The organism is Streptomyces sp. NPDC031340 (assembly GCF_055569945.1).
Genome location: NZ_JBVIIE010000029.1, coordinates 1 through 25,016, shown reverse-complemented (window position 1 = coordinate 25,016; position 25,016 = coordinate 1). Strand labels below are relative to the sequence as shown.

The 25,016-nt window shown below is 74.8% G+C and carries 24 protein-coding genes and 1 pseudogene; 15 read left to right on the top strand and 10 right to left on the bottom strand.

The window, feature by feature from the left end:
• Positions 1-75 precede the first annotated feature (75 nt).
• From ACZ5GT_RS22890 to hypE, 8 genes are read left to right on the top strand one after another with little or no spacing between them, the layout of a single operon-like run.
• Positions 76-1,233, top strand: coding sequence for a 4Fe-4S dicluster domain-containing protein (locus tag ACZ5GT_RS22890; RefSeq protein ID WP_469028492.1), 1,158 nt, complete (start codon positions 76-78; stop codon positions 1,231-1,233).
• On the top strand, positions 1,233-1,697 hold the full coding sequence (locus ACZ5GT_RS22885; protein ID WP_469028489.1) for a Crp/Fnr family transcriptional regulator: 465 nt from the start codon (positions 1,233-1,235) through the stop codon (positions 1,695-1,697). Before ACZ5GT_RS22890 ends, ACZ5GT_RS22885 begins: the two co-directional genes overlap by 1 nt.
• Entirely contained in the window at positions 1,694-2,500 is an 807-nt protein-coding gene (locus ACZ5GT_RS22880) for an FAD/NAD(P)-binding protein (RefSeq protein ID WP_469028486.1), read from the top strand. The genes ACZ5GT_RS22885 and ACZ5GT_RS22880 overlap by 4 nt, the downstream gene beginning before the upstream one ends.
• Before the next feature lies 1 nt (position 2,501).
• Positions 2,502-3,254 (top strand): NADH-quinone oxidoreductase subunit B family protein, encoded by a 753-nt coding sequence (locus ACZ5GT_RS22875; protein WP_469028483.1) that lies wholly within the window; start codon positions 2,502-2,504, stop codon positions 3,252-3,254.
• A complete protein-coding gene (locus ACZ5GT_RS22870; RefSeq protein WP_469028480.1) occupies positions 3,251-4,624 on the top strand; it encodes a Ni/Fe hydrogenase subunit alpha in 1,374 nt (457 codons plus the stop codon). Before ACZ5GT_RS22875 ends, ACZ5GT_RS22870 begins: the two co-directional genes overlap by 4 nt.
• Positions 4,617-5,243 carry a CBS domain-containing protein gene (locus tag ACZ5GT_RS22865; RefSeq protein WP_469028473.1) on the top strand — a complete coding sequence of 209 codons (627 nt, stop codon included), beginning with the start codon at positions 4,617-4,619 and terminating at the stop codon, positions 5,241-5,243. The genes ACZ5GT_RS22870 and ACZ5GT_RS22865 overlap by 8 nt, the downstream gene beginning before the upstream one ends.
• Complete coding sequence (hypD, locus tag ACZ5GT_RS22860) at positions 5,240-6,343, top strand: hydrogenase formation protein HypD (protein ID WP_469028466.1); 1,104 nt, start codon at positions 5,240-5,242, stop codon at positions 6,341-6,343. The genes ACZ5GT_RS22865 and hypD overlap by 4 nt, the downstream gene beginning before the upstream one ends.
• Positions 6,340-7,374 (top strand): hydrogenase expression/formation protein HypE, encoded by a 1,035-nt coding sequence (hypE, locus tag ACZ5GT_RS22855; RefSeq protein ID WP_469028460.1) that lies wholly within the window; start codon positions 6,340-6,342, stop codon positions 7,372-7,374. The genes hypD and hypE overlap by 4 nt, the downstream gene beginning before the upstream one ends.
• A 542-nt stretch (positions 7,375-7,916) precedes the next feature.
• On the opposite strand, the gene ACZ5GT_RS22850 is transcribed toward hypE, so the two are convergent.
• Positions 7,917-8,510, bottom strand: a complete 594-nt coding sequence (locus tag ACZ5GT_RS22850; RefSeq protein WP_469028453.1) for an Rv1733c family protein — start codon at positions 8,508-8,510, stop codon at positions 7,917-7,919.
• A gap of 2 nt (positions 8,511-8,512) precedes the next feature.
• Positions 8,513-9,502: an Acg family FMN-binding oxidoreductase gene (locus ACZ5GT_RS22845; RefSeq protein WP_469028451.1), complete on the bottom strand. Its 990-nt coding sequence runs from the start codon at positions 9,500-9,502 to the stop codon at positions 8,513-8,515.
• Between the two features lie 281 nt (positions 9,503-9,783).
• Here ACZ5GT_RS22845 and ACZ5GT_RS22840 point away from each other — a divergent pair, with 281 nt between their 5' ends.
• Positions 9,784-10,737, top strand: coding sequence for a GerMN domain-containing protein (locus ACZ5GT_RS22840; protein WP_469028448.1), 954 nt, complete (start codon positions 9,784-9,786; stop codon positions 10,735-10,737).
• A gap of 111 nt (positions 10,738-10,848) precedes the next feature.
• Here the strand turns inward: ACZ5GT_RS22840 and ACZ5GT_RS22835 are convergent, their stop codons facing one another.
• The 4 genes and pseudogenes from ACZ5GT_RS22835 to ACZ5GT_RS22820 form a co-directional block, all read right to left on the bottom strand.
• Complete coding sequence (locus ACZ5GT_RS22835) at positions 10,849-11,361, bottom strand: flavodoxin domain-containing protein (RefSeq protein ID WP_469028445.1); 513 nt, start codon at positions 11,359-11,361, stop codon at positions 10,849-10,851.
• Positions 11,362-11,402: 41 nt separating this feature from the next.
• A complete protein-coding gene (locus tag ACZ5GT_RS22830) occupies positions 11,403-12,134 on the bottom strand; it encodes a CBS domain-containing protein (protein WP_469028441.1) in 732 nt (243 codons plus the stop codon).
• Positions 12,135-12,148: 14 nt separating this feature from the next.
• Positions 12,149-14,845 carry a bifunctional acetate--CoA ligase family protein/GNAT family N-acetyltransferase gene (locus ACZ5GT_RS22825; protein WP_469028434.1) on the bottom strand — a complete coding sequence of 899 codons (2,697 nt, stop codon included), beginning with the start codon at positions 14,843-14,845 and terminating at the stop codon, positions 12,149-12,151.
• A 126-nt stretch (positions 14,846-14,971) separates the two neighbouring features.
• A pseudogene (locus tag ACZ5GT_RS22820) lies at positions 14,972-15,139 on the bottom strand (phosphoketolase family protein); the annotation flags it as partial.
• A 56-nt stretch (positions 15,140-15,195) separates the two neighbouring features.
• Here ACZ5GT_RS22820 and ppk2 point away from each other — a divergent pair.
• Positions 15,196-15,999: a polyphosphate kinase 2 gene (gene ppk2 / locus ACZ5GT_RS22815; RefSeq protein ID WP_469028426.1), complete on the top strand. Its 804-nt coding sequence runs from the start codon at positions 15,196-15,198 to the stop codon at positions 15,997-15,999.
• Positions 16,000-16,025: 26 nt separating this feature from the next.
• On the opposite strand, the gene ACZ5GT_RS22810 is transcribed toward ppk2, so the two are convergent.
• Together ACZ5GT_RS22810 and ACZ5GT_RS22805 are read right to left on the bottom strand one after the other, a co-directional pair.
• Positions 16,026-16,898 (bottom strand): universal stress protein, encoded by an 873-nt coding sequence (locus ACZ5GT_RS22810; protein WP_469028419.1) that lies wholly within the window; start codon positions 16,896-16,898, stop codon positions 16,026-16,028.
• A gap of 111 nt (positions 16,899-17,009) precedes the next feature.
• Positions 17,010-17,915: a universal stress protein gene (locus ACZ5GT_RS22805; RefSeq protein WP_469028412.1), complete on the bottom strand. Its 906-nt coding sequence runs from the start codon at positions 17,913-17,915 to the stop codon at positions 17,010-17,012.
• Positions 17,916-18,195: 280 nt separating this feature from the next.
• Between ACZ5GT_RS22805 and ACZ5GT_RS22800 the strand changes: the two genes are divergently transcribed.
• From ACZ5GT_RS22800 to ACZ5GT_RS22790, 3 genes are all read left to right on the top strand, one after another.
• Positions 18,196-19,905, top strand: a complete 1,710-nt coding sequence (locus ACZ5GT_RS22800; RefSeq protein ID WP_469028407.1) for a SulP family inorganic anion transporter — start codon at positions 18,196-18,198, stop codon at positions 19,903-19,905.
• Between the two features lie 147 nt (positions 19,906-20,052).
• Entirely contained in the window at positions 20,053-20,517 is a 465-nt protein-coding gene (locus ACZ5GT_RS22795; RefSeq protein ID WP_469028405.1) for a cyclic nucleotide-binding domain-containing protein, read from the top strand.
• Between the two features lie 44 nt (positions 20,518-20,561).
• Positions 20,562-21,221, top strand: coding sequence for a CBS domain-containing protein (locus ACZ5GT_RS22790; RefSeq protein ID WP_469028824.1), 660 nt, complete (start codon positions 20,562-20,564; stop codon positions 21,219-21,221).
• Positions 21,222-21,731: 510 nt separating this feature from the next.
• On the opposite strand, the gene ACZ5GT_RS22785 is transcribed toward ACZ5GT_RS22790, so the two are convergent.
• A complete protein-coding gene (locus ACZ5GT_RS22785; RefSeq protein ID WP_469028401.1) occupies positions 21,732-22,319 on the bottom strand; it encodes an Rv1733c family protein in 588 nt (195 codons plus the stop codon).
• Positions 22,320-22,552: 233 nt separating this feature from the next.
• Between ACZ5GT_RS22785 and ACZ5GT_RS22780 the strand changes: the two genes are divergently transcribed.
• Positions 22,553-23,254 (top strand): response regulator, encoded by a 702-nt coding sequence (locus ACZ5GT_RS22780; RefSeq protein ID WP_469028396.1) that lies wholly within the window; start codon positions 22,553-22,555, stop codon positions 23,252-23,254.
• Positions 23,255-23,392: 138 nt separating this feature from the next.
• On the top strand, positions 23,393-24,385 hold the full coding sequence (locus ACZ5GT_RS22775; RefSeq protein WP_469028389.1) for an Acg family FMN-binding oxidoreductase: 993 nt from the start codon (positions 23,393-23,395) through the stop codon (positions 24,383-24,385).
• Positions 24,386-24,391: 6 nt separating this feature from the next.
• On the opposite strand, the gene ACZ5GT_RS22770 is transcribed toward ACZ5GT_RS22775, so the two are convergent.
• Positions 24,392-24,748, bottom strand: a complete 357-nt coding sequence (locus ACZ5GT_RS22770) for an ArsR/SmtB family transcription factor (protein ID WP_469028383.1) — start codon at positions 24,746-24,748, stop codon at positions 24,392-24,394.
• Positions 24,749-25,016: the final 268 nt, after the last annotated feature.

Below are 25,016 nucleotides of genomic sequence, written 5' to 3'. Positions count from 1 at the left end.
CCCCTGCCGCCGGTGGCCCCCGCCGCCGGAACCTGACGGTGGAGGACCACGGCCAGCCGGACGAGGAGGACCGTCATGACCGTCACCGCAGCCCCGGTCGTGCTCGACCGGGACGGCCTGAGCGCCCTGGTCGCGGCTCTGGTGGCCCGGGGACGAACCGTCGTGGGACCGACCGTCCGGGACGGCGCGATCGTGCTGGCCGAGCTGACGTCGGCGGACGCGCTGCCCTACGGCTGGGGTGTGGAGCTGGAGGCCGGCCACTACCGGCTGGTGCGGCGCGCGGACGGGGCGGCCTTCGCGAACAGCGCCGGCCCGCAGTCCTGGAAGGCGTTCCTGCATCCCGCGCGGCAGCGGCTGTGGAGCGCCGACCGCACGCCCGAGGGCGAAGTCTCCTTCACCGCGGACGAGCCGGAGCCGCCGTCGTACGCCTTTCTCGGCGTCCGCCCCTGCGACCTGCGGGCCATCGCGATCCAGGACCGGGTGCTGGCCGGGGGACGGTACGCGGACACCGGTTACGCAGCGCGCCGCTCCGGCGCGCTGCTGATCGCCGCCGAGTGCACCGAGCCCGGCGCGACCTGTTTCTGCGTCTCCACGGGCGGCGGGCCCGCCGCCGATCCCGGCTACGACCTCGCGCTCACCGAGGTGATCGACGAGCGGGGCCACCGCTTCCTGGTGCGCGTCGGCAGCGAGGAGGGCGCCGGGCTGCTGGCGGAGGTGCCGCACCGCGCGGCCGACCCGCCCACCGAGACCGCGGCGCGCGCCTCGGTCGAGGCGGCCCGGGACCACATGGGCCGCGCCCTGCCCGAGGTCGACCTGCGCGCCCTGCTCGGCGCGAGCCTGGACGCCGAGCGCTGGAACGACGTCGCCGCGCGCTGCCTGACCTGCGGCAACTGCACGATGGTGTGCCCGACCTGCTTCTGCACCACCACGGAGGAGGTCACCGACCTCACCGGTGACCACACCGAGCGCTGGCAGCGCTGGGACTCCTGCTACGACCTGGACTTCTCCTACCTGCACGGCGGCCCGGTGCGCTCCTCCGGGCGCAGCCGCTACCGGCAGTGGCTCACCCACAAACTCGGCACCTGGCACGACCAGTTCGGCACGACCGGCTGCGTGGGCTGCGGGCGTTGCATCGTCTGGTGCCCGGTCGGCATCGACATCACCGAGGAAGTGGCCGCGCTGAAGGCCGAGTCCGAAGCGCCGGAGCCCGAGACCGGAACGGAGACGAACTGATGGCCCCCTCGATCGCCCTGCGCATGAACCACGCCCTGCCCGCCGAGCACCGTGAGCGGCTGCTGCGCGTCGGCCGGGAGGTCACCTTCCCGCAGGGCACGCGCCTGTTCGAGGAGGGTGGGCACGCCGACCGCTTCTGGATCGTCCGGAGCGGCACGGCCGCCCTCGACATGCACGTGCCCGGCCGCCGCCCGCCGGTCGTGGAGACGCTCGGCGTCGGCGACCTGGTCGGCTGGTCCTGGCTGTACGAGCCGTTCGTCTGGCAGCTCGGCGCCGAGGCCGTCACCCGGCTGGAGACGTACGAGTTCGACGCCGTCGCCGTCCGGCTGATGTGCCTGAACGACGCCGAGTTCGGCCGCGCCGTCGAGCACTGGGTCGGCCGGGTGCTCGCCCACCGGCTGAACGCGGCCCGGGCCCGGCTGGTCGACCTGTACGGGATCTACGAGACGAGGGAACCGCGATGACCGCCGTACCGGTGCCGCACCGTGTGGTCGGCCGCCGGGAGGAGACGGCGGACACGGTCACGCTGCGTCTGGAGCCGGTCGGTGCGCCGCTCGAGGAGTTCCTGCCCGGCCAGTTCGCGATGGTGCACTCCTTCGGACGCGGCGAGATCCCGGTCTCCGCGAGTTCGGTGCAGTCCACTGGCGGTCTCGCGCACACCGTCCGCTCGGTCGGCGCGGTCTCCGGCGGGCTGTGCGCGGCCCGGGTGGGTGACGTCGTCGGCGTCCGCGGCCCCTACGGCAGCGACTGGGAGCTGCGGCGGGCGCGCGGGCGGGACGTGGTGGTCGTGGCGGGCGGCATCGGTTTCGCCCCGGTGCGGCCGCTGGTCCTCGCCGCGCTGGCCGAGCCGGCGGCGTACCGCCGCGTCAACGTGCTGATCGGGGCCCGCACCCCGGGCGACCTGATCGCCCGCGAGGAGGTGGCGGGCTGGGCCACGGCGTACACCGGGGTCACCGTCGACCAGCCCGACGGGCACTGGCGCGGCGACGTCGGTGTGGTCACCCAGCTGCTGGGGCGGGCGCTCTTCGATCCGGCGGACACCTGGGCGTTCGTCTGCGGGCCCGAGCCGATGATCCGGGCCGCCGCCCGGGAACTGGCGCAGCGCGGCGTGCCCCGCGAACGGATCCGGGTCTCGCTGGAGCGCAACATGCGGTGCGCGACCGGGACGTGCGGGCACTGCCAGCTCGGCCCGCTGCTGGTGTGCCGGGACGGCGCCGTCGTGGACTGGGCCTTCGCCGAACCGCTGCTCGCGGTGAGGGAGTTGTGAGATGGCACCGAAACTCGCCGTGTTCAAGCTGGCCTCCTGCGACGGCTGCCAGCTCACCCTGCTGGACTGCGAGGACGAACTCCTCGCGCTGGCGGGCGAGGTGGAGATCGCGCACTTCCTGGAGGCGTCCAGCGAGGTGCAGCCGGGCCCCTACGACCTGTCGCTGGTCGAGGGTTCCGTCACCACGGAGGAGGACGCCGAGCGGATCCGGCAGATCCGCGTCGCCTCCCGCCGCCTGGTCACCATCGGCGCGTGCGCGACCGCCGGCGGCGTCCAGGCCCTGCGCAACTTCGCGGACGTCGACGAGTACCGGCGCACGGTCTACGCGCGCCCCGAGTACATCTCCACGCTCGCCGACTCCACCCCCGTCTCCGCCCATGTGGCCGTCGACTTCGAACTGCGCGGCTGCCCCATCGACCGCCGTCAGCTCATCGAGGTGATCACCGCGTTCCTCGCCGGACGCAAGCCCGACGTGCCCGACCACAGCGTGTGCTTCGAGTGCAAGCGGCGCGGCAACGTCTGCGTCACCGTCGCCCACGGCACCCCCTGCCTCGGCCCGGTCACGCACGCCGGGTGCGGGGCCCTGTGCCCGACCTACCACCGCGGCTGCTACGGCTGCTTCGGGCCGTCGGGGTCGGTGAACCTGCCCGCCCTGATCCCGTTGCTGCGCCACGACGGCATGGACGACGACGCCGTGCTGCGGTTCCTGCACACCTTCAACGCCGCCGCGTTCCAGAAGGAGTTGGACCAGTGACACACCGCGGATCCCGTGTCCTGCACGTCGGCTCGCTGTCCCGGGTCGAGGGCGAGGGCGCGCTGCGCCTGCACGTGCACGACGGCACGGTCACCGAGGCCCGGCTGGAGATCTACGAACCGCCGCGGTTCTTCGAGGCGTTCCTGCGCGGCCGGGCGCACACCGAGCCGCCCGATCTGACGTCCCGGGTGTGCGGCATCTGCCCGGTGGCGTACCAGCTGAGCGCGTGCGCGGCGGTCGAGGACGCCTGCGGTGTGACGGTCGACCCGGCGGTCCGGGCGCTGCGCCGGCTGCTGTACTGCGGGGAGTGGATCGAGAGCCAGGCCCTGCACGTCTACCTGCTGCACGCCCCGGACTTCCTGGGCCGGTCCGGCGCGATCGACCTGGCCCGCACCCACCGGGCCGAGGTGGAGCGGGGGCTGCGGCTGAAGAAGGCCGGCAACGACCTGATGGAGCTCCTCGGCGGGCGGGCGGTGCACCCGGTCAACGTACGTCTCGGCGGCTTCCACCGGGCGCCGACGCGCGAGGAACTGCGGCCGATGACGGAGCAGTTGAGGCGGGCGCTGGACGACGCGTGGGCGACCGTGCGCTGGGTGGCCGGCTTCGAGTTCCCGGACGCCCGCACCGACGCCGCCCTGCTGGCGCTGGCCGAGCCGGACACGTACGCCATCGAGGGCGGCGCCCCGAGCGTCCTGTGGCCCGACGGCTCCACCGGCTCCTTCCCCGTCGCGGACTTCACCGAACACGTCACCGAGACCCAGGTGGCGCACTCCACGGCGCTGCACTCGCGGCTCGACGGGCGCCTCCATCTCACCGGATCCCTCGCCCGGTTCGCGATCAGCGGCCGGCTGCTGTCCCCGGTGGCGCTGCAGGCGTGCGCCGAGGCGGGGCTGGGCGACCCGCGTGAGGGCGCCGTGTGCCGCAACCCGTTCCGCTCCATCCTGGTGCGGGCGGTGGAGACGCTGTACGCCGTCGACGAGGCGCTGCGCATCATCGGCCGCTACGAGCCGCCCGAGCGCCCGTACACGGACGTCCCCCCGGTCGCGGGCGTCGGGCACGGCGCGACCGAGGCGCCCCGCGGGCTGCTCTACCACCGCTACGAGATCGACGCCGACGGCATCGTCACCGCCGCGCTGCTCGTGCCGCCGACCGCGCAGAACCAGGGCGCGATCGAGGAGGACCTGCTGCGCCTCGTCCAGCGGGCGATCGGCGAAGGCGAACCGGGAGACGCCGAGTTGACGGCCCTGTGCGAGCGGGTGATCCGCAACCACGACCCGTGCATCTCGTGCTCCGCCCATTTCCTCGACCTGACGGTCGTCCGTACCTCCGGCCACACGCCGGGAGAACCAGCGGGAGGCTGCGATGCCTGAGACTCCGTACACGGTGAGCGATGTGATGACGCAGACCGTCATCGCCGTCGGGCGCGACGCGCCCTTCAAGGAGGTCGTCGGCCTGATCGACCAGTGGAAGGTGAGCGCGCTGCCCGTCCTGGTGGGCGAGGGCCGGGTCATCGGCGTGGTCTCCGAGGCCGACCTGCTGGCGAAGGAGGAGTTCCGCGACGGGGGCGAGGAGGACGCCGAGCGCGACGAGCGGCGCAAGGCCGCCGCGCTGACCGCGGGCGAGCTCATGAGCAGCCCGGCCGTGACCGTGCACGCGGACGCCTCGGTCGCCGAGGCCGCCCGCATCATGGCGCGCCGGCACGTCAAGCGGCTGCCCGTGGTGGACGGGGTCGGCCTGCTGCAGGGCGTGGTCAGCCGCAGCGACCTGCTGAAGGTCTTCCTGCGCGAGGACGAGGAGATCGCCGAGGAGATCCGGCACGACGTGCTGGGCCGGCTCCCGATCACCACCGAGCTGACGGTCACCGTGCGGGACGGCGTGGTCGTCCTGAGCGGCCCGCTGCCCGACCGCATCCTCGTCCCGATCGTCGCCAGGGCGGTGCGGGCCGTGGAGGGGGTCGTCGACATCCGTCTGGATCTCAGTCACCGATGAAGTACCTCGACGAGTACCGCGACCCCGTGCTCGCCCGGCGGCTGCTGGGGGAGCTGCGGCAGACCGCCACGCGGCCCTGGCGGATCATGGAGGTGTGCGGCGGCCAGACCCACACCCTGGTCCGCCAGGGCATCGACGAGCTGCTGCCGGCCGGGATGCGGATGATCCACGGACCCGGCTGCCCGGTGTGCGTGACGCCGTTGGAGACGCTGGACCGGGCCATGGCCGTGGCCGCCCGGCCCGGTGTGCTGTTCACCAGCTTCGGCGACATGCTGCGGGTGCCCGGCTCCCGGACCGACCTGCTCTCGCTGCGGGCGCGGGGCGCGGACGTGCGGGTGGTGTACGCGCCGATGGACGCCGTACGCCTGGCGGCCGCCCACCCCGACCGGGAGGTGGTGTTCCTCGCGGTCGGCTTCGAGACGACGGCGCCCGCGAACGCGACGGCCGTGCTGCACGCGGCCCGGCTGGGGCTGACGAACTTCTCGATGCTGGTCAGCCACGTCCTGGTGCCGCCCGCCATGACCGCGCTGCTCGACGACCCCGACTGCGAGGTGCAGGCGTTCCTGGCGGCCGGGCACGTGTGCGCGGTGATGGGCTGGCGCGAGTACGAACCGATCGCCGCCCGCTACCGGGTGCCGATCGTGGTCACCGGCTTCGAGCCGCTGGACCTGCTGGAGGGCGTGCTGATGGCCGTGCGGCAGCTGGAGTGCGGACGGCACGAGGTGGAGAACCAGTACGTGCGGGCCGTGCGGCGCGCGGGCAACACCGACGCGCAGGACGCCGTCCGCAGGGTGTTCCGGGTCACCGACCGGTCCTGGCGCGGCATCGGCTCGCTGCCGGGCAGCGGTCTGGAACTCGCCGAGGAGTACGCGCGGTTCGACGCGGCCCGCCGGTTCGACGTGGGCGGGCTGTCCCCGGTGGAGGACCCGGAGTGCATCGCGGGCGCGGTCCTCACCGGCGCGCGGCTGCCCACCGACTGCCCCGCGTACGGCACCCGTTGCACGCCCCGTCATCCGCTCGGCGCGCCCATGGTGTCCTCCGAGGGCACGTGTGCCGCCTTCCACGCCGCCGGCCGCACCGCCCCCAGGAGCACGGCATGACCATCGAATGCCCCACCCCGCACCACGAGGACGAGATCGTCCTGCTCGGCCACGGCGCCGGCGGGCGCCTCTCCGCGGAACTCCTCGACAGCCTGATCCTGCCCTCGTTCGGGGAGGCCGGCGGGCCGCTGGAGGACGCGGCGCTGCTGCCGGGCCGCTCCGGCCTGGTGATGAGCACCGACAGCTTCGTCGTCAGCCCGCTGTTCTTCCCCGGCGGGGACATCGGCTCCCTCGCCGTGCACGGCACGGTCAACGACCTCGCCATGCGGGGCGCGTGGCCGCTCGCGCTGTCCGTCTCCCTGATCGTCGAGGAGGGCCTGCCGCTGGCCGAACTCCGGGCCGTGACGGCGTCGTTGGGCAAGGCCGCCCAGGAGGCCGGGGTGCCGATCGTCACCGGCGACACCAAGGTGGTGGGGCGCGGCGCGGCCGACCGGCTGTTCGTCAACACCACCGGCGTCGGGCGACGGCAGGCGCCGCTGTGCCCGTCGGCGGCGTCGGCCCGCGCCGGGGACGCGGTCCTGCTGTCCGGGCCGGTCGGGCTGCACGGGACGACCGTGCTCAGCACCCGTGAGGGACTCGGCTTCGAGAGCGACATCGCCTCCGACAGCCGTCCGCTGCACCGGCTGGTGCGCGCGCTGACGCCGCTGGGCGCCGCCGTGCACGTGCTGCGCGACCCGACGCGGGGCGGACTGGCCGCCGCCCTCAACGAGATCGCGCGGGACTCGTCCGTCGCGGTGGAGATCGAGGAGCACGCCGTCCCCGTGCCCGAGGCGGTCGCCTCCGCCTGCGACCTGCTCGGCCTCGACCCGCTGGTGGTCGCCAACGAGGGCTGTCTGGTCGCCTTCGTCGACCCGGCCGTCGCCGTGGACGCACTGGCCGCGATGCGGTCCATGCCCGAGGGCGCGCAGGCGACCCGCATCGGCGAGGTCACGCCCGACGGCCCCCCGGGCCGGGTGACCATGCGGACCCTGGTCGGCGCCCGCCGCATCGTGGACATGCCACTGGGCGAACTGCTCCCGCGGATCTGCTGAGTGCCGGGGCGGGCACGGGCACCGGCACGGACGCCGGTTCGGCCCGCCGGGACACCGGGCCGGGCCGCCCTCCGTGCCCGTCCTGCGCCCCGCCGGCCACCCGGTCCGAAGGCTCGCCCCGGTACGTCTGCCCGTCCCATTCGGGCACTCGCCCCCGCAGGTCAGCCGCCCCGTCGGGCGGTTCGTCCCCGTAGATCAGCCCATCCCGCCCGGGTTCTCGCCCCCCGCAGATCAGCCGGTCCCGCCCGCAGCTCGTCCCCGTACGTCAGCCGATCCCGCCCGCGGCTCGTCCCCGCACGTCAGCCGATCCTGCCCGCGGCTCGTCCCCGCACGTCAGCCGGTCCGGCCCGCGGCTCGTCCCCGCACGTCAGCCGATCCTGCCCGGGGGCTCGCCCCCGCAGATCAGCCCACCCCGTCGGACGGTTCTGCCCCGCAGGTCAGCCCGCCCCACCGGACGGTTCGCCCCCGCAGATCAGCGCATCCCGGCCGGGGGCTCCTTCCCGTACGTCAGCCGGGCCCGTCCGGGGGCTCGTCCCCGCGGGTCAGCCGGTCCTGCCCCGCCACTGGCGGCTGACCATGGCCCACTCCGTGTCCCAGCGGCGGAGCCGGCTGCGGTCGATCCGGGCGCGTACGCGCCAGCCGGCGAGCAGGACCAGGCTGCCGCCGATCACGGCGGCCGCCGCGCCCAGTGCGGCGCTCTGGGCGCGCGCCTGGCCGGCGGTGGCGGGTTCGGACACCAGGTTGCCCTCGCGGTCCAGCCAGATCCGGGTGGTGCTGCCGGCCCGGCTTCCGGGCTCGACGGCGGTGATGCCCTGGCGGGTGGTGCCGTCGGTCAGGGGCCAGCGCACGGTGGCCCACGCCCGGGAGCTGCCGCCTCCGTCCACCGAGGACGTGCCGCGCACCGCGTCCTTGACCAGCACGGCCGCCACCGCGTGCCGGGCGGCCCGCAGTTGGTCGATGCTCCGCTCGACCGCGCCGGCCGTCCCCAGGCCCGAGGCGACGGCGGCGAGCAGGGCCAGGATCCAGGTGGCGATCAGCAGCCAGCCCTCGACCAGGTAGCTGCGGGGCCGGAGCGGGTTGCGGCGCAGCCGCCACCAGCGTGTCCCGGCCGCTCGTGGGCGGCTGACGCGGGGCATCGTCACCACCGGGCCGGCGCGCTGTCGCGGACGAGGACCCGGTTGGCGGGACGGCGGGAGGTGGACCACCGCTGTCCGGTGCGGCCGAGCCGCATGACCACCTGCGGGAAGTGACCGGCGGTGAGCTGCCGACGCATCCGCGCCCGCAGCTCCGGCAGTTCGAGGGGCTGGGTGTGGAAGGCGGCCATCACGCCCCGGGCGGCGGCGGCCAGCAGCACGCGCTGCAGCGCCTGCCCCGAGCGCAGCCAGTCCTGGCTCTGGTCGCGCGCGGTGGACAGCACGGCGACGGTGCCGGTGCCGACGGCGCGCCGACGGGCCGGGACGACGTACCGGCGGGAGAGGTAGAGGTAGTCGCGGCCGGCCAGGAGCGTGCAGTCCGGGTGGTAACGGCACGCCTCGGCGGGCACGCGGTCGGGCCCTACGCAGCGGGCCACCTCCGCCGCGTGCACCGGGTCCGCGCGGTGCCGGTCCTCCGCGGTGCGCACCAGCCGCGCGAGCAGTTCGAGTTCCTCGGGTTCGTCGATGACCTGGAAGACGGCCCCCTCGGCCCGCGCGTGCTCGCTCAGCTCGTCGAGGAACTCGCCGGGCAGCGACTCGGAGGCGAACGGTCCGCGGTGGGTGTGCCGCAGCCCCATCGCGTCGGCCAGTGCCGCCTCGTCGGCGGAGACGGGGGCGTGGGCGGCGAAGCCGACGTGCGCCAGGAAGGTGGGGTCGGCCGGGTCGGGCAGCAGCTCGACGGCGGGTTTGAAGCCGAGGTGCCGTACCGCCATCCGCGCGTTGAACAGGGCCGCCCCGCAGGCGACGACCATCTCCCTGCCGTCGGGGTCGGACAGCGGCATGCGCCGGCCGGCGTCGGCGTGCACCTCGAAACCGCGGTCGTAGCCCTCCTCGACGAAGAACCACGGCTGGCTGTTGTGCGGCGAGGGCGCGAGGGAGGCGGCGCGGGCCAGATGCACGGCGGCGTGGCCGGGCTTGTCGTAGGACACGGACATGGGCTTCCCGCCTTTCGCGAACCGTCCACCGGTCGTGAACCGTCCACACCCAGGGTCCCGGCCGGGCGTCCGCCGGGGCATGGGCCGAGGGTCCCGGCGGTCGGCCTGTGCGGCCCTCCCCTGGCCCTCCCCTGGCCCCCCTGGCCCTCCCGCGCCCCCTCCCGTGCCCTTGTCGCGGCCCGGCCGAGGGATGCCCGGCCGTTCGGCCCGCGGCGAGGGCCGTACAGCACTGGGTGAGGAGCGCGCCGAGGGGTTGGCTGGGAGCGTCGGAGGAGGATGCCATGTTCACCAAAACGCCGTCCGCCTGCCGCGCCCGCCGCCGGTCCCGTGTGCTCACCGCGGCGCTCGCGCTTCCCCTGGTCACGGTCGCCGCCTGCGGCACGGGCGGCGGCACGGACCCGTCCGGCGGAACCACGGCCGCCCCGTCGTCCCCCGCGGACACCGGCTCGTCCGGCGGCGCCTCGGGCGCCGCCCGCCCGTCCGAGTCCGCCGCCACCCCCGCCACCCCCGCCACCCCGGCGAAGCAGGTCCGTACGACGGTGTACTTCCTGCACGGCGAGAAGATCTCCGCCGCCCCGCGCACGGTGACCGCGCCGGGCACCGCCGCCGCCGCGGTGCGCGCCCTGCTGGCCGGGCCGAACGCCTACGAGGCCCGTCACTCCCGCACCACCGCCGTCCCGTCCGGCACCCGGCTGCGTTCCGTCGTCATCCGCGACCACGTCGCCACGGTCGACCTGTCCGGCCGCTACGACGACGGTGGCGGCAGCCTGTCGATGCGGGAACGGCTCGCCCAGGTCGTGTTCACCGCGACCCGCTTCCCGTCGGTGCGCAAGGTCGCCTTCGAGATCGACGGCAAGCCGGTGAGGGCCTTCGGCGGCGAGGGCATCGTGCTCAACGGCCCGGTCGGGCGGGCCGACTTCGAGGACGTCTCCCCCGCCGTGCTGGTCGAGTCCCCGCTGATCGGCGACACGGTCCGCAGCCCGCTGCGGGTGTGGGGCAGCGCCGACACCTTCGAGGCGGTGTTCCGGCTGAAGGTCACCGACGCCTCCGGGCAAAGGGCCGCCGACGTGCAGGTCCGGGCGACGTCCGGGACCGGCACCCGCGGCACCTTCGACGTCACCTTCCCCTACCGCGCCCTCCGCACCGGGCCGGGCCTGCTGACGGCGTACTACCTGTCTCCCGAGGACGGTCACGCGGTGACCGTCGACACCGTGCCGCTGGCCGTGCACCGCTGACTCCGGTCCACGACGACTCCGGTCCGCGACGACTCCGGTCCGCGGCACGGAAGGACCCCGGCGCGGGTCTCGCGCCGGGGTTCCTTCCGCGCCGGGCCCGCGCCGCACCGTTCAGGCAGGTTCCTGCCGCTCCTTCAGCAGCGCGTCGGCGACGTGCGCCGCCCACGCCTCGATCGCGGGGAAGTCCCGGAAGTCCCCGCCCTTGCCGCTGTGCAGGATCATCCGCGCGATGCGCCCCTTGGCGCCCTCCTCCAGGCGGCCGCCGAAGGTGACGTGCTCCCGGGCGTCGAGCCGGTCCATGGCGCGCAGCACGCCGGGGACGGGCGGGATGTCCCGCTCGGAGGCGGTGGCGTCGAGGGGGCCGCTGCTGAACAGCCACAGCGGGCGTTCGGCCAGCGTCCGGCCGTGCCGGCGCAACAGCCGACGGGCGTCCTTGTGCCAGCGTCCGGCGTACAGGGCGCCGCCGACCACGACGGCGTCGTACGGGGTGACGTCGGTGACCGCCGAGGCGGGCGCCGTGTCGGCCTCGAGCCCCTCCTTGCGCAGCACGTCGGCCACCGCCTCCGCGATCTGCGCGGTCGATCCGTTCTTCGTTCCGTAGGCGACCAGCACGCGCGTCGGCATGGCGATCCGCCTCCTCTCACCTGACGTCACGTCACGTCACGTCACAGCCTGCGCAGCCAGTCGTCGGCGACGCCGTGCAGCGCCTGCTCCTCGGGCTGGATGTGCGAGTCGTCGAGCCGGTAGGTCAGCTTGCCGACGACGGCGACCACGCCGTCGATCTGCCGGGTCATGGAGACGGCGATCTCGGTCTCGCTCCTGCGTTCCATGTGCCCGGAGAGCGTGACCACGCCCTCGACCACCGAGACGTCGATGCTGCGCGGGGCCAGCCACAGGGCGCGGACCAGGACCTCGTCGACGACCTCGTCGTGGATGTCGCTGTCGGGCCGCAGGAAGACCTGCAGCAGGTCACGGCGGGTGACGATGCCGACGAGGCGCTGCTCCTCGTCCAGAACGGGGAGCCGTTCCACCCGGTTCTGCGCCATGGTGCGGGCGGCCTCGACGATGGTCTCGTCGGCGTGCACGGTGACGGCGGGCTCGGTCATCAGCTGGCCGGCGGTGCGGGCCCGGCTCTTGGCCGCACGGATCCGCCCCTCGTGGGTGAGGTCGGCGAACCGGAAGCGCTTCCTCGGCTCGGCCGGGTCCGGGCTCTCGGCCTGCCGCATCAGCAGGTCCGTCTCGGAGATGACGCCGATGACCTTCTCGTCGTCGTCCACCACCGGCAGTCCGCTGATGCGGTGCTCGCCGAGCAGCCGGGCCACTTCCTTGAAGGGCGTGCCGTACTCGGCGCGGACGACCTCCGTGGTCATGACGGAGCCGACCTTGTTGTGTCGCATGACTGTTTTCCTCCTCAGCGGAGCCGGCGCAGATGGGGGTCCTGGGGCCTGCGGGGCAGCAGGCGCACCCGGGCGTCGAGCACACGGACGCCGTCCGGTGTCGCGAGCACGGGGTTGAAGTCGGCCTCGGCCAGCTGCGGCAGGTCGCTCGCCATGCGGGACAGCCTCAGCAGCAGTTGTTCGAGGCCCTGGAGATCGACCGGCCGGGCGCCGCCCTCGCCCAGCAGCAGCGGGGCGCAGCGCGGGGCCGTGATCAGGTCGTGGACGTCCAGGTCGGTGAGCGGGGCGAGCCGGGCGGCGTGGTCGGCGAGGACCTCGGTGGCGGTGCCGCCGAGCCCGAACAGCACCAGCGGTCCGAAGACCTCGTCCTGGACGACGCCCGCGATCAGTTCCGTGCCGCGGTCGGCGAGCGGCTGCAGCACCACGCCGGTCAGCAGTCCGGCGAACCGGGTCCGCAGGTCGCGGAAGGCGGCGCGCACCTGCTGGTCGCCGCGCAGGTCCAGGTGGACGGCGTGCTCGGCGCTCTTGTGCAGCAGGCCCGGCCAGTGGCCCTTCATGACGACCCGGCCGTCGGCGCCGCGCAGCCGGTCGGCGGCGAGGACGGCCTCGTCCTCGGTCTCGGCCCAGGCCCACGGCGACTGCGGGACGCCGTAGCAGTCAAGGAGTCCGGCACACTCGCGCGGGTGGAGCCAGCCTCCCTCGGGGTGGGCGTCGAGGAATTCCTCGACGACGGCGTGGGCGCGTGCGCCGTCGACGCCGTCGAGGACGGGGACGGTGCCGGCGGGACGGGCGAGCCAGGCGGCACGGCGCGCCGCGTGGGCCAGGGCGCGTGCCGCGGCCTGCGGTTCGGCGTACGCGGGCACGGTGCCGCCGTCGGCGGCGGGCAGCAGTTCGACGGGCAGGGCCTGTTCCAGCCGGAGTACGGCGACCGGCTTCGGCCGCCGTGCGGGGCCGCCGGTGAGGGCCCGGACCAGGTCGTCGCCGGTCGCCGCGGCGACCGCCGTGGGGACGAGGACGACGAGCACGGCGTCGACGGCGGCGGACTCCAGGACCCGGTCCACGCACCGGGTGAGCTGTTCCTCCGTGACGGCGGCGGTGACGTCGACGGGGTTGCCGGCCGCGGCGCCGCCGGGCAGGACGGCGCGCAGGGCGTCGACGAGGCCGGGGGACGGCGGCTGAAGGGTCAGCCCGGCCTCGGCGCAGGCGTCGGCGGCGAGCACGCCGGCGCCGCCGGCGTTGGTGACGATGGTGACGCGGGGGCCCGCGGGCAGCGGCTGGGAGTGCATCAGGGCGGCGGCTTCGAGGAGTTCGCCGCAGGAGCGGGTGGCGGTGATGCCGGCCTGGGTGAACAGCGCGCCGCGGGTCATGGTGCGGGTGGCGGCGGCCGCGGTGTGCGAGGCGGCGGCGCGCCGGCCGGCCTCGGTGCGGCCGGCGTCGACGGTCAGCACCGGCATCCGGCGGGTGACGCGGCGGGCGGTGCGGGAGAAGGCGCGCGGGTTGCCGAAGGACTCCAGGTGCAGCAGGGCGAGGTCGGTGCGGCCGTCGCTCTCCCACCACTGGAGCATGTCGTTGCCGCTGACGTCGTACTTGTCGCCGAGGGAGGCGAAGGTGGAGACGCCGATGCCGAGCCGGGACAGCCCGTCGAGGAGGGCGATGCCCACTCCCCCGGACTGCACGGCGACGCCCGCGGTGCCGGGGCGGGGGTGGTCGGCGGCGAACGTGGCGTCCAGGCACAGGTCCGGTTCGGTGTTGCCGACGCCGAGGCAGTTGGGGCCGACCAGCCGCATGCCGCTCGTGCGGCACGCCGTCAGCAGGGCGCGTGCCTGGTCGGCGTCGAGTCCGGCGGTGATCACCAGGAGGGCCCGCACGCCCGCCTTGCCGCACTCCTCGGCGGTGGCGGGGACGGCGGCGGCGGGCACGGCGAGTACGGCGAGGTCGGGCGGCACGGGCAGGGCGGAGACCGACGGGTAGGACGGCACGCCGAGGATCGCGTCGACGTGCGGGTTCACGGCGAACAGGCGCCCGGCGTAACGGCCGGCGCGCAGGTGGTGCAGGACCGCCCGGCCCACCGAGCCCGGCTTGCGGCCGGCGCCGACGACGGCGACCACCCGCGGCCGCAGCAGCGGCTGGAGGCTGGCCACGTCGGCGGCGCGCCCGCGTTCCTCCACGGCCGTGAGGTAGCTGTCGGACTCGTCGAGCGCGATGGCGCAGCGCACCTCCGGGCCGTCGAAGTGGCGCGCCGTGTGCAGGCCGAGGTCGGCGAACAGGCGCAGCACCTCGTGGTTCTCGCTGAGCGCCTCCGCGGTGAAGCCGGTGATGCCCTCGGCCCGGGCGGCGGAGACCAGGTGCTCGGTCAGCAGGGTGCCCACGCCCCGGTGGTGCACGGAGTCGGAGACGGCGATGGAGATCTCGGCCTCCGTGCCGTCGCCGCCGGCCGTGTCGTACTCGGCGAGGCCGATGATCCGGCCCTGGGTCTCGGCGACGAGGGCGCGGTATCCCGGGTGCGGGGAGGCGCACGCCCGGTCGGCGGCCAGCTCGGCGGAGCGCCTGCTCGCGGAGAAGAACCTGAGCCGCAGGTTCTCCGGGGACATCTCCTCGTAGAACCCCCGCAACTGGTCGTGGTCGTCCGGCCGCACGCCGCGGATGCACACCGTGCTGCCGTCCGCGAGGAGAGCGTGGACCATGGGCCTGCCCGGCGCGTCGTGCGTCATCGCGGTTCCCTCCAGGTCTGTTGACACTCCGAGGGTCCAGCGGAACGGTCCCCGCTCCCATGGGCTGTTGGGGGACCGATCAGGGGCCGGTCGGCCCCCGATCCGGACCTGATCTCAGGCGTCGAAAAGCCGCGGCTTGATGTGCTCCGGCTTCAGCGGCTCGCGCAGCAGCGGGTTGGCGAGCAGGTAGATCTGCCCGGCGGCCAGGTAGTTGGCGGCCCGCCAGTGGGCGTCCAGAGTGCGCAGCTCGTCGTCGGTCAGTACGGTGGCGTCCTGGTGTTCGACCTTGGGCATCAGTGGCTCCGGGTGTCAGCGGCAGGGGTCATCGAGCGGTGGTGGAGGCGGCGGCAATGGCCGGCAAGGACGAGGCGGCGCTGCCGCGCAAGACCTACGAGAAGGAACTGCTCCGGCTGCAGGCCGAGTTGGTGCGGCTGCAGGAGTGGGTGCGGGCCGAGGGCGCTCGTCTGGTGGTCGTCTTCGAGGGGCGGGACGCGGCGGGCAAGGGCGGCACCATCAAGCGTGTCGCGGAACACCTCAATCCGCGAGTGGCCCGCATCGCGGCGCTGCCGAAGCCGACCGAGCGGGAGCGCACCCAGTGGTACTTCCAGCGGTACGTCGAGCATCTGCCGGCCGCCGGGGAGATCGTGCTGTTCGACCGGTCCTGGTACAACCGGGCCGGGGTCGAGCACGTGATGGGTTTCTGCACCAGGGAGGAGTACCAGCTCTTCCTCAGGCAATGCCCCATCTTCGAGCGGATGCTGGTGGAGGACGGGATCCTGCTGCGCAAGTACTGGTTCTCGGTCAGCGACGCGGTGCAGCAGGAGCGGTTCCGGCGCCGTCTGGACGACCCGCTGCGGCGCTGGAAGCTGTCGCCGATGGACCTGGAGTCGATCACGCGCTGGGAGGCCTACTCCCGGGCCAAGGACGAGATGCTGGTGCACACCGACATCAGCGAGTCCCCCTGGTACGTGGTGGAGAGCGACGACAAGCGGCGGGCCCGGCTGAACATGATCGCCCACCTGCTGAGCACGGTGCCCTACCGTGACGTGCCGCCGCCGGTGCTGGAGCTGCCGCCGCGGCCGCCGTCGACCGGGTACGAGCGCCCGCCGCGCGATCTGCAGACCTACGTCCCGGATCACGCGGCGAGCCTGTAACCCCCTTGTGGGGTCCCTCGCGGGCCTCACACCCGGTGCGGTACCACGGCCACCGGGCAGGCGGAGTGGTGCAGCACGGCGTGCGTGACGCGGCCGAGCTGCAGTCCGACGTGCCCGGGCCGCCGCTTGGCCCCGACGACCAGCAGGTCGGCGTCGTGCGAGGCGGCCACCAGCACCCGGCGGGCGTGGCCCTCGACGGTGCGCCGGCGCACCTCCAGGTCCGGCGGTGCGTCGCGCAGGGCCGCCTCCAGCGCCTCGGCGGCGCGTTCCTCGTGCGCCCTGGCGGGTTCGCCGGCCAGCAGCGGATGGTCGGTGGTCTCGTGCGCGGGGCACCGCCAGGCCCGTACGGCTTCCAGCGGGACCCCGCGGCGCCGGGCCTCGTCGTAGGCGAAGCGCAGGGCCGGGGCGTCGGCGCCGTCCTCGCCGACGGCGACCAGGACGCGTCCGCGGGTGCCCGGTTCGGCCCGCTTGTCCTGGCTGCCGCGCAGCACGATCACCGGGCAGTCGGCGTGGGCGGCCACGGTGAGGCTGACGGAGCCGAGCAGGTACTCGGCGACGCCGCTGCGGCCGCGGGTGCCGACCACCACGGCGGAGGCGTTGCGGCCCTCGCGCACCAGGGCGTACTCGGGCTCCTCGGCCAGCACCTCGCCGGACACCTTCAGCTCCGGGTGCCGGCGGAGCGCCCGCTCGGTGGCGCCGTCGACGATGTCCTCGGCCATGACCTCGTCGGACGGCTTGCGGATCTCCTGGGCGAGCGCGGTGCCTTCGTAGCGCTCCCAGAGCGAGGCGTACACGACCCTGAGCGGCACGCCGCGCAGCACGGCCTCGTCGGCCGCCCAGTCCACGGCGCGCAGACTCGGCTCGGAGCCGTCCGTGCCCACCACGAGGGGCAGTTCCATCGTCCTCACCGTCCTGATTTCAGATCGAACACGATGCGGGCCCTGACCCGGCCGCGCGGTACGTCGTCGCCGGCGTTCATGTCACTCGCTCCTCCTGGTGGTCAGGGTCGGTCAGTCGTGCGGGACGACGGCGACGGGGGCGGTGGAGTGGTGCAGCACCGCGTGCGCGACGGGGCCGATGAAGGGCCCCAGCGGGGTGCGGCGGACCCGGCGGCCCACCACCAGCAGCGCGGCCCCTTCGGCGGCGTCGACCAGGAAACCGCCGGCGCTGCCGGCCCGGGACTCCTCGACGACCTCGACGTCCGGGTACTTCTGCCGCCAGGGGCGCACGGCCTCGGCGAGGGCGGCGGCCTGCTGGCGGGCGACCTCGTCGTGGAGCTGCGGGTCCACGGTCAGGCCGTAGGTGTAGTACGGCGGCAGGTTCCAGCCGTAGACGATCCGCAGGGCGGCGGAGCGGCGGGCGGCGGCCTCGAAGGCGAACTCCAGGACGGTGTCGTCCGGTCCGGCCGGGTCGAGGCCGAGCACCACGGGACGGTAGGGGGTGGCGGCCGACGGGATGCCCACCGGGTCCGGCTGGTGCTCGTCGGCGGCCTGCTCTCCGGCCCTTACCAGGACCACGGGCACGGTGGCGTGCGCCACGACGGCGAGTCCGACGGAGCCGACCAGGAACCCGCCGACGCCGCTCAGTCCGCGGGAGCCGAGGGCGAGCAGTTCGGCGTCCTTCGCCGCCTCGCGCAGGACGTCGGCGGGCCGGCCACTGGACTGCTCGACGGTCACCTCGACGCCGGGGTGGCGCAGCCTCAGACCGGCGGCGGTGTCCGAGGGGTACTGGTCGGTCCACTGCTGCCTGGTCTCGGCGCCGAGGAAGGGTGCCTGGGCCATCGGCGCGGGGACGGGCTCCCACACGTGGACGATCCTCAGCGGCAGGCCGCGCAGCTTCGCCTCGCGGGCGGCCCATTCCGCGGCGGCCCTGCTTTCGGGCGAGCCGTCGAGTCCTGCGACAACGGTACGGACCATATCTGCCTCCTGATCGGGATCTGCTCCCAGCCTCGGGCAGTTCCCGGCGGGCGCTGCAGGGGCCGCATGTCCCCCGCGGGGACCGACCGGCCCAACGGCCGTGCGGCGTCCCGCATCGCGTCCGCCACGGGGCCGACGCCGCACGTCGGCGGCGCCGTCGTATGGTCTGATCGGCCCCTTCCGGCCGGTCGCCGGGTCGCGGAAGCTGGTGCCGCCGAGGTGGCCGGGCGGTGGGCCGTGGCACGGCGGATGCCGGACAGGCCGGCGGAGGGAGGCCCAGGTGCGCGGCTCGGGCGGGCATGTACGTGACTGGCGCCGTCTGGCGCCCGGGATCGCCGCGCTGGGCTCCTACCGCCGGTCCTGGCTGCGCGGCGACCTGCTGGCGGGCCTCACGGTGGCGGCGTATCTCGTCCCGCAGGTGATGGCGTACGCGGGCGTGGCCGGGCTGCCGCCGGTCGCTGGGCTGTGGGCGATCCTGCCCGCGCTGGGCCTGTACGCGCTGCTGGGCTCCTCCCGCCTGCTGTCGGTGGGCCCCGAGTCGACGACGGCGCTGATGACGGCCGTCGTGGTGGGTCCGCTCGCGGGCGGCGACCCGTCCCGTTACGCGTCGCTCGCGGCGGCCCTCGCCGTCACGGTGGGCCTGCTGTGCGTGGCGGCGCGGGTGCTGAGGCTGGGCTTCGTCGCCGACCTGCTGTCCCGGCCGGTGCTGATCGGCTATCTCGCGGGCGTCGCCCTGATCATGATCGTGGACCAGTTGCCCAAGCTGACGGGCGTGCCCAGCACCGGCTCGGCCTTCTTCCCGCAGCTGTGGTCGTTCCTGGGCGGTCTGGGGCAGGCGCACGGCGCGACGGTGCTGTTCTCGGCCGTCGCGATCGCGTTCCTGTTCACGGTGAACCGGCTGCCGCGCCCGCTGCCCGGCCCGCTGCTCGCGGTGGTGCTGGGCACCGCGGCGGTGGGCGTGTTCGGTCTCGACGACCGCTTCGGCGTCAAGGTGATCGGCGAGGTGCCCTCGGGCCTGCCCTCGGCCGGGCTGCCCGGTCTGAGCGTGCTGCCCGAGCTGGTGCTGCCCGCGCTGGGCGTTCTCATCGTCGGCTACACCGACTTCGTGCTGACCGCGCGGGCCTTCAGCGGCCGCGACGACGAGGCGCCCCCGCTCGACGCCGACCAGGAGTTCCTGGCCCTGGGCGCGGCGAACCTCGGCGCCGGCTTCCTGCACGGCTTCCCGGTGAGCAGCAGCGCCAGCCGGACCGCGCTCGCCTCCTCGGCGGGCGCGCGCAGCCAGGCGTACTCCCTGGTGGCGGGCGCGGTGGTGCTCGGCGTCCTGCTGTTCCTCAGCCCCCTGATGGCCCGCATGCCGGCGGCGGTGCTGGGCGCGCTGGTGGTGTACGCGGCCGTCCGCATGATCGACCTGGCGGGCTTCGCCCGGCTGGCCTCCTTTCGCCGCCGCGAGCTGCTGCTGGCGTTCGGCTGCCTGGCCGGGGTGCTGGCCCTGGACATCCTGTACGGGGTGCTGGTGGCCGTGGGCCTGTCGGTGGCGGAGCTGCTCAGCCGGGTGGCCCGCCCGCACGACGCCGTCGAGGGGCTGGTGCCGGGGGTGGCCGGCATGCACGACGTGGACGACTACCCGCAGGCCCGCACGATCCCCGGGCTGCTCATCTACCGCTACGACTCCCCCTTGTTCTTCGCCAACGCGCAGGACTTCCACCGCCGGGCGCTGGCCGCCGTCGACGAGCAGACCGAGCCGGTGCGCTGGTTCGTGCTGAACACCGAGGCGAACGTGGAGGTGGACATCACGGCCCTGGACGCGGTCGACGCCCTGCGCCGCGAGCTGGCCCGCCGCGGTGTCGTGTTCGCCCTGGCCCGGGTGAAACAGGATCTGCTGGACGACCTGGAGGCGTACGGGCTAGCCGACTCCGTGGGCCGGGACCTGATCTTCCCCACGCTGCCGACCGCGGTCGCCGCGTACCGCAAGTGGTGCCGGAGCCGGTAGCGCCGCGCCGGAGCCGGTACCGCCGGACCGGAGCCGGTGGCGCCGCGCCGGGTGGCCCGGACGCAGGGCCGGGTGGCCCATGGCCCGCCGCCGCCCGCGCCGACACGCTGGAACTGGCCAGTTCCGACGCCGCACTGGAGGCACGCCATGAACGCTCCCGCAACGACGAGCCTGCCGCGGGCCCTGCCCCCCGAACAGCGGCAGCGGCTGATGGAGATGGCCCGGGAGGTGTCGTACCCCCAGGGAACCCGGCTCTTCGAGGAAGGCGGCCGCGCCGACAAGTTCTGGGTCGTCCGCACCGGCACGGTCGACCTCGACATGCGGGTGCCCGGCCGCCGCCCGGCCGTCATCGAGTCCGTCGGGCACAACGACATGGTCGGCTGGTCCTGGCTGTACCCGCCGCACGTCTGGCACCTGGGCGCCGAGGCGGTGACCCCGTTGCGGGCGTACGAGTTCGACGCCACGGCCGTGCGCGAGCTGTGCCACTCGGATCCGCTGTTCGGGCGGGCCGTCGCCGAATGGGTGGGCCAGGTCGTGGCACACCGGCTGCGCACGGCCCGGACCCGGCTGCTGGACCTGTACGGCCCGTACGGCAGCGGAGGCATGCGATGACCACGGCACCGGACCCCGGCGGGCGGGCGGCCCGCGAAGCGGACGTGTACGGAACCCCGCACACCGTGAGCGACGTGATGACCCGCGCCGTCGCCTCCGTCGACCGGACGGCGGCCTTCAAGGACATCGTGCGGGCGCTGCAGCAGCACAAGGTGAGCGCGCTGCCCGTGGTGGACGGCGTCGGCCGGGTCGTCGGCATGGTCTCCGAGGCGGATCTGCTGCCCAAGGAGGAGTTCCGCGACAGCGACCCCGACCGGCGCACGCAGCTGCGCAGGCTGTCCGACCTCGCCAAGGCGGGCTCGGTGACGGCCGGCGAGCTGATGACCTCCCCCGCCCTCACCGTCCGCGGCGACGCGACGCTCGCGCAGGCCGCGCGGGAGATGGCGCGGGCGCGCGTCAAGCGGCTCGCCGTCGTCGGCGAGGACGACCGCCTCGAGGGCATCGTCAGCCGGGCCGACCTGCTGAAGGTGTTCCTGCGCGAGGACGAGGACATCGCGCGGGAGGTGCGCCGGGAGGTCGTGGCGTATCTGTTCCCGGCCCCGGACTCGGAGGTGCGGGTGGAGGTCGACGAGGGCGTCGTGACGCTCGGCGGACGGGTCCACGACACCTCGCTCGTCCCGGTGGCCGCACGCATGGTGCGGGCGGTCGAGGGCGTCGTCGACGTCCGCTTCGACCTCGACGGCCGGGGCACCCCCGCCCCCTGACGGCGGATCCCCCGCCCCCCCGGTCGCGGATCCCCGGGAACACCCGCCGCCGCACAGCGGGCCCCCGCACCCGACCGCGGGTCCACGGGGACACCCACCGCGGCCCGGCGGACGGGTGCGGGACCCCCGTCGCGTCGACGACAGGTCCGGCTCACCCGACAGGGGACCGCAGAGACGCACGGTGCCTGACGGCAGGCCATCGCGCCCTGGCAGCGGGTCCACGGGGACACCCGCCGTGTGGCGGCGGGTCCACCCCCGACAGCGGGACCGCGAGGACACTCACCGCCCGGCCGCAGGCCACCGCGCCCGGACAGCGGATCCACGGGAACCCACCTCGTGACGGCAGGTCCAGCGCTCGCGGCAGCGGGACCGCGAGGACACCACCGCCCGACGACAGGCGGCCGCTGCCACGGCAGTGGGTCCGCCGGGACGCCGACCGCCTGACGGCGGGGCCCCCGCGCCCGGCAGCGGGTCGCGGGGAGGCGCGTCGTCCGATGGCGGGGTCGTGGGTCAGCCGGTGGTGTGGCCCCAGCGTCGGTCGGCGCGTTCCCATTCGGTGCCCCAGCGGTCGGTGGCGCGCCGCTCCACCCGCAGGCGCACCAGGTATCCGCCCGCGAGCACCGTCACGCCGGTCACGACAGCGGCGCCCGCGCCGGCCAGCACCGCGCGCGTCGTCGCCTCGGCGGCCGGGACTGGCGCGGGGACCAGGTGGCCGTGGCCGTCCGTCCACGCCCTCACCCCGGTCCCGGGCCGGGCCGCACGCGGCACGTCGGTCGTCCCGGTGCGCGACCGCCCCGCGCGGTCCGTCCAGCGCACGGTCGCCGGCACCCGGTCGAGGCGCACGCCGGTGAGCACGTCCCGGCCGCCGCCGGGCACGAAGTGGGTCACCACCGCCGGCACCGGCAGGCGGGTGGCCCGGTCCCGCTCCGCCACGCGCTCCAGCGCACGGGAGCCGAGGAGACCGGCCACGATCGCCGCGAACACCGCCGCCGTCCAGGTGACCAGCAGGATCCACGCCTCCAGCACGTCACTGCGCCGCCGCACGGGGTTGTGCCGCCAGCGCCACCCCACGACGGTCGCGTCTACGGTCCTCCGCATCGGACGCACCCCCTTTACGGGCGCAACGGGACAAACACACCTATAAAGGTCTCACTCTCCGGCCCCCGAGGGGAGGGGGCTCCTGTCGCGGCGGCGACGGATTGCGCAGAATATGCCATAGGCCGTGTGGGGACTCAGGGTCCTGGTGGCCCCCGTCCCACCGCATACCGCATGATGATCGTCGGAACAGACGGCCCGCAGTCCGTCTCACACCCGGGGAACAAGGGGTCGACATGACCGAGCCACGCACCTTCACGGCGCAGGATCCGATCCGCGTCTTCCTGCTCGACGACCACGAGGTCGTCCGACGCGGTCTTGCCGACCTGCTGGACGCGGAGCCCGACATCAGCGTCGTCGGCGACGCCGAGAACGTAGCGCACGCCCTCGTGCGGGCGCCCGCGGTGCGGCCGCACGTGGCCGTGCTGGACGTGCGGCTGCCGGACGGCGACGGCATCTCCGTCTGCCGCGAGCTGCGCAGCCGCATGCCGGAGCTGGCGGTGCTGATGCTGACGTCGTTCGACGACGAGGACGCGCTGCTGGACGCCATCATGGCCGGCGCCTCGGGCTACGTGCTGAAGCAGATCAAGGGCTCCGACCTGGTCTCGGCGGTGCGCACGGTCGCCTCCGGCCAGTCGATGCTCGACCCGGCGACGACCGCCCGGCTGATGCGCTCCCTGCGGACCGAGCCCGCCGCCGAGCCGGAGCTGTCGCCCGAGCTGGCGAGCCTGTCGCCGCGGGAGCGGGAGATCCTCACGCTGATCGGGGACGGCCTGACCAACCGGGAGATCGGCAAGAAGCTCTACCTGTCGGAGAAGACCGTCAAGAACCACATCTCGCGGCTGCTGGCCAAGCTGGGCGTGCAGCGGCGGGTGCAGGCCGCGGTGATCGCCTCCCAGCTGGAGCAGCCGGAGCAGAATCCCCCGCACACGCGGTGAGCCCGCAGGGGCCGTCCGGCGCCCGCGGAGGCCGTACGGCCCCTGTCCGCGCCCGCCCGTGAGGGGCCACCGTGGTCAGGGTCATCGACGGACCCACCGGCCACCGGCCCTTCGGTTGAGGGCGGGGAGGAGACCACCATGCCCACCGCTCTGCTCGATGTGCGGACCCTGGAGGAGATGGTCTCGGCGGCGGTGGCCGCTCCCTCGATCCACAACACCCAGCCCTGGCGGTTCCGGTTCGCCCCGGACTCCCTCACGCTGGAGGTCCGGGCGGCCTCCGAACGCGGCCTGCGCCACACCGACCCGGCGGGACGCGCGCTGCACCTGTCGGTCGGCTGCGCCCTGTTCAACCTGCGGCTGGCGGTGGCACACCACGGCTGGGCCCCGGTGACCCGGCTGCTGCCCAGGCCCGAGGAACCGGACCTGCTGGCCACGGTGCGGCTGGGCGGGCCCGCCCGGTTCACGCCGCCCCCGGGGCTGTACGAGTGCCTGTGGCTCCGGCACAGCAGCCGCCTGCCGTTCGCCGACCGGCCGCTGCCCGCCGCCGTGCTGACCGAACTCACCGAGGCCGCCCACGCCGAGGGGGCGCTGCTGAGCCATCCCGGCGCGGGTGAGACCGACCGTCTGCTGCGGGTGACGCTGGAGGCCGAGCGGCGCAACACGGCCGACCCCGACCGGGCCGCCGAGAGCCGCCGCTGGGTCCACGAGCCGGACGGCGCGGGGCTCGGGGTCCCGCCGGCCGCGGTCGGACCGCAGGACTACCGGGACCGGGTCCCGATGCGGGACTTCGGCGCGCACCGCCACCCTGCCACGCTCGCCGCCCGCACCTACGAGACGGACCCGGCGCTCGCCGTGCTGTCCACGGCGCACGACCGGCGTGCCGACTGGCTGCGGGCCGGGCAGGCCCTCCAGCACGTCCTGCTGGTCGCCACCGCCCACGGCCTGCGGGCCTCGCTGATGCACCAGGCGATGGAATGGCCCGACCTGCGCGAGCAGGTACGGGAGCCGCGGGACGGCCGGATCCACGCCCAGATGGTGCTTCGTCTGGGCTACGGCCCGCAGGGCCCGGCGTCACCCCGCCGCCCGGTGTCCCGGACGCTGGAACAGCCCACGCTCGCCGTCTCCGGCTGACCCGCGTCAGCCTGGCTGTCCGCCCCGCTGCGGAGGCTGGGCGGAGCGCAGATCGGCGAGGAGTTCCGCCTGGTCGGCCAGGAGGCCGGAGAGGATGGACCTGGCGACGCCCAGCAGTTCCGCGACCTCGGGGCTGGTCAGCGAGTAGTAGACGGTCGAGCCCTCCTTGCGGGTCCGCACCAGGTTGGCCCGGCGCAACACGGCGAGCTGCTGGGACAGGTGCGCGGGCTCGATGCCCACCTCGGGCAGCATCTCCGCCACCGCGTGCTCGCGCTCGCTGAGCAGTTCCAGGACCCGGATGCGCGCCGGATGACCGAGCGTCTTGAAGAACTCGGCCTTCAGCTGGTAAAGGGGCGCGGTCACCGGGCCGGCCCTTCCCCGGCACGGCCGCACGACCCGGCCGGCCGGGCGCCGGCGCATCGCATCCACTCGCTCGTCGAAGACATGGGCCCCATCCTCGCGCGCCGGAGGTGCGGGACCGAAATCGGGCTCCCCTGAAGCGGAGCGGGGGGGGGGGGGGGGGGGTTCCCCCCCCCCCCCCCCCCCCCCCCCCCCCCCGCCCTCCCCCCCCCCCCCCCCCCCCCCCCCCCCTCTGCCCCCCCCCCCCCCCCCCCCCGCCACCGGCATCGTC

Bases quoted from the DNA above. Each gene is read 5' to 3' on its own strand.
- ACZ5GT_RS22825 (WP_469028434.1), bottom strand. From the start codon at position 14,845: ATGACGCACGACGCGCCGGGCAGGCCCATGGTCCACGCTCTCCTCGCG.
- ACZ5GT_RS22780 (WP_469028396.1), top strand. From the start codon at position 22,553: ATGACCGAGCCACGCACCTTCACGGCGCAGGATCCGATCCGCGTCTTC.
- ACZ5GT_RS22880 (WP_469028486.1), top strand. From the start codon at position 1,694: ATGACCGCCGTACCGGTGCCGCACCGTGTGGTCGGCCGCCGGGAGGAG.
- ACZ5GT_RS22845 (WP_469028451.1), bottom strand. From the start codon at position 9,502: ATGTCCGTGTCCTACGACAAGCCCGGCCACGCCGCCGTGCATCTGGCC.
- ACZ5GT_RS22785 (WP_469028401.1), bottom strand. From the start codon at position 22,319: ATGCGGAGGACCGTAGACGCGACCGTCGTGGGGTGGCGCTGGCGGCAC.
- ACZ5GT_RS22835 (WP_469028445.1), bottom strand. From the start codon at position 11,361: ATGCCGACGCGCGTGCTGGTCGCCTACGGAACGAAGAACGGATCGACC.
- ACZ5GT_RS22775 (WP_469028389.1), top strand. From the start codon at position 23,393: ATGCCCACCGCTCTGCTCGATGTGCGGACCCTGGAGGAGATGGTCTCG.
- hypE (WP_469028460.1), top strand. From the start codon at position 6,340: ATGACCATCGAATGCCCCACCCCGCACCACGAGGACGAGATCGTCCTG.
- ppk2 (WP_469028426.1), top strand. From the start codon at position 15,196: ATGGCCGGCAAGGACGAGGCGGCGCTGCCGCGCAAGACCTACGAGAAG.
- ACZ5GT_RS22865 (WP_469028473.1), top strand. From the start codon at position 4,617: ATGCCTGAGACTCCGTACACGGTGAGCGATGTGATGACGCAGACCGTC.
- ACZ5GT_RS22890 (WP_469028492.1), top strand. From the start codon at position 76: ATGACCGTCACCGCAGCCCCGGTCGTGCTCGACCGGGACGGCCTGAGC.
- hypD (WP_469028466.1), top strand. From the start codon at position 5,240: ATGAAGTACCTCGACGAGTACCGCGACCCCGTGCTCGCCCGGCGGCTG.
- ACZ5GT_RS22840 (WP_469028448.1), top strand. From the start codon at position 9,784: ATGTTCACCAAAACGCCGTCCGCCTGCCGCGCCCGCCGCCGGTCCCGT.
- ACZ5GT_RS22830 (WP_469028441.1), bottom strand. From the start codon at position 12,134: ATGCGACACAACAAGGTCGGCTCCGTCATGACCACGGAGGTCGTCCGC.
- ACZ5GT_RS22810 (WP_469028419.1), bottom strand. From the start codon at position 16,898: ATGGAACTGCCCCTCGTGGTGGGCACGGACGGCTCCGAGCCGAGTCTG.
- ACZ5GT_RS22875 (WP_469028483.1), top strand. From the start codon at position 2,502: ATGGCACCGAAACTCGCCGTGTTCAAGCTGGCCTCCTGCGACGGCTGC.
- ACZ5GT_RS22850 (WP_469028453.1), bottom strand. From the start codon at position 8,510: ATGCCCCGCGTCAGCCGCCCACGAGCGGCCGGGACACGCTGGTGGCGG.
- ACZ5GT_RS22885 (WP_469028489.1), top strand. From the start codon at position 1,233: ATGGCCCCCTCGATCGCCCTGCGCATGAACCACGCCCTGCCCGCCGAG.
- ACZ5GT_RS22805 (WP_469028412.1), bottom strand. From the start codon at position 17,915: ATGGTCCGTACCGTTGTCGCAGGACTCGACGGCTCGCCCGAAAGCAGG.
- ACZ5GT_RS22795 (WP_469028405.1), top strand. From the start codon at position 20,053: ATGAACGCTCCCGCAACGACGAGCCTGCCGCGGGCCCTGCCCCCCGAA.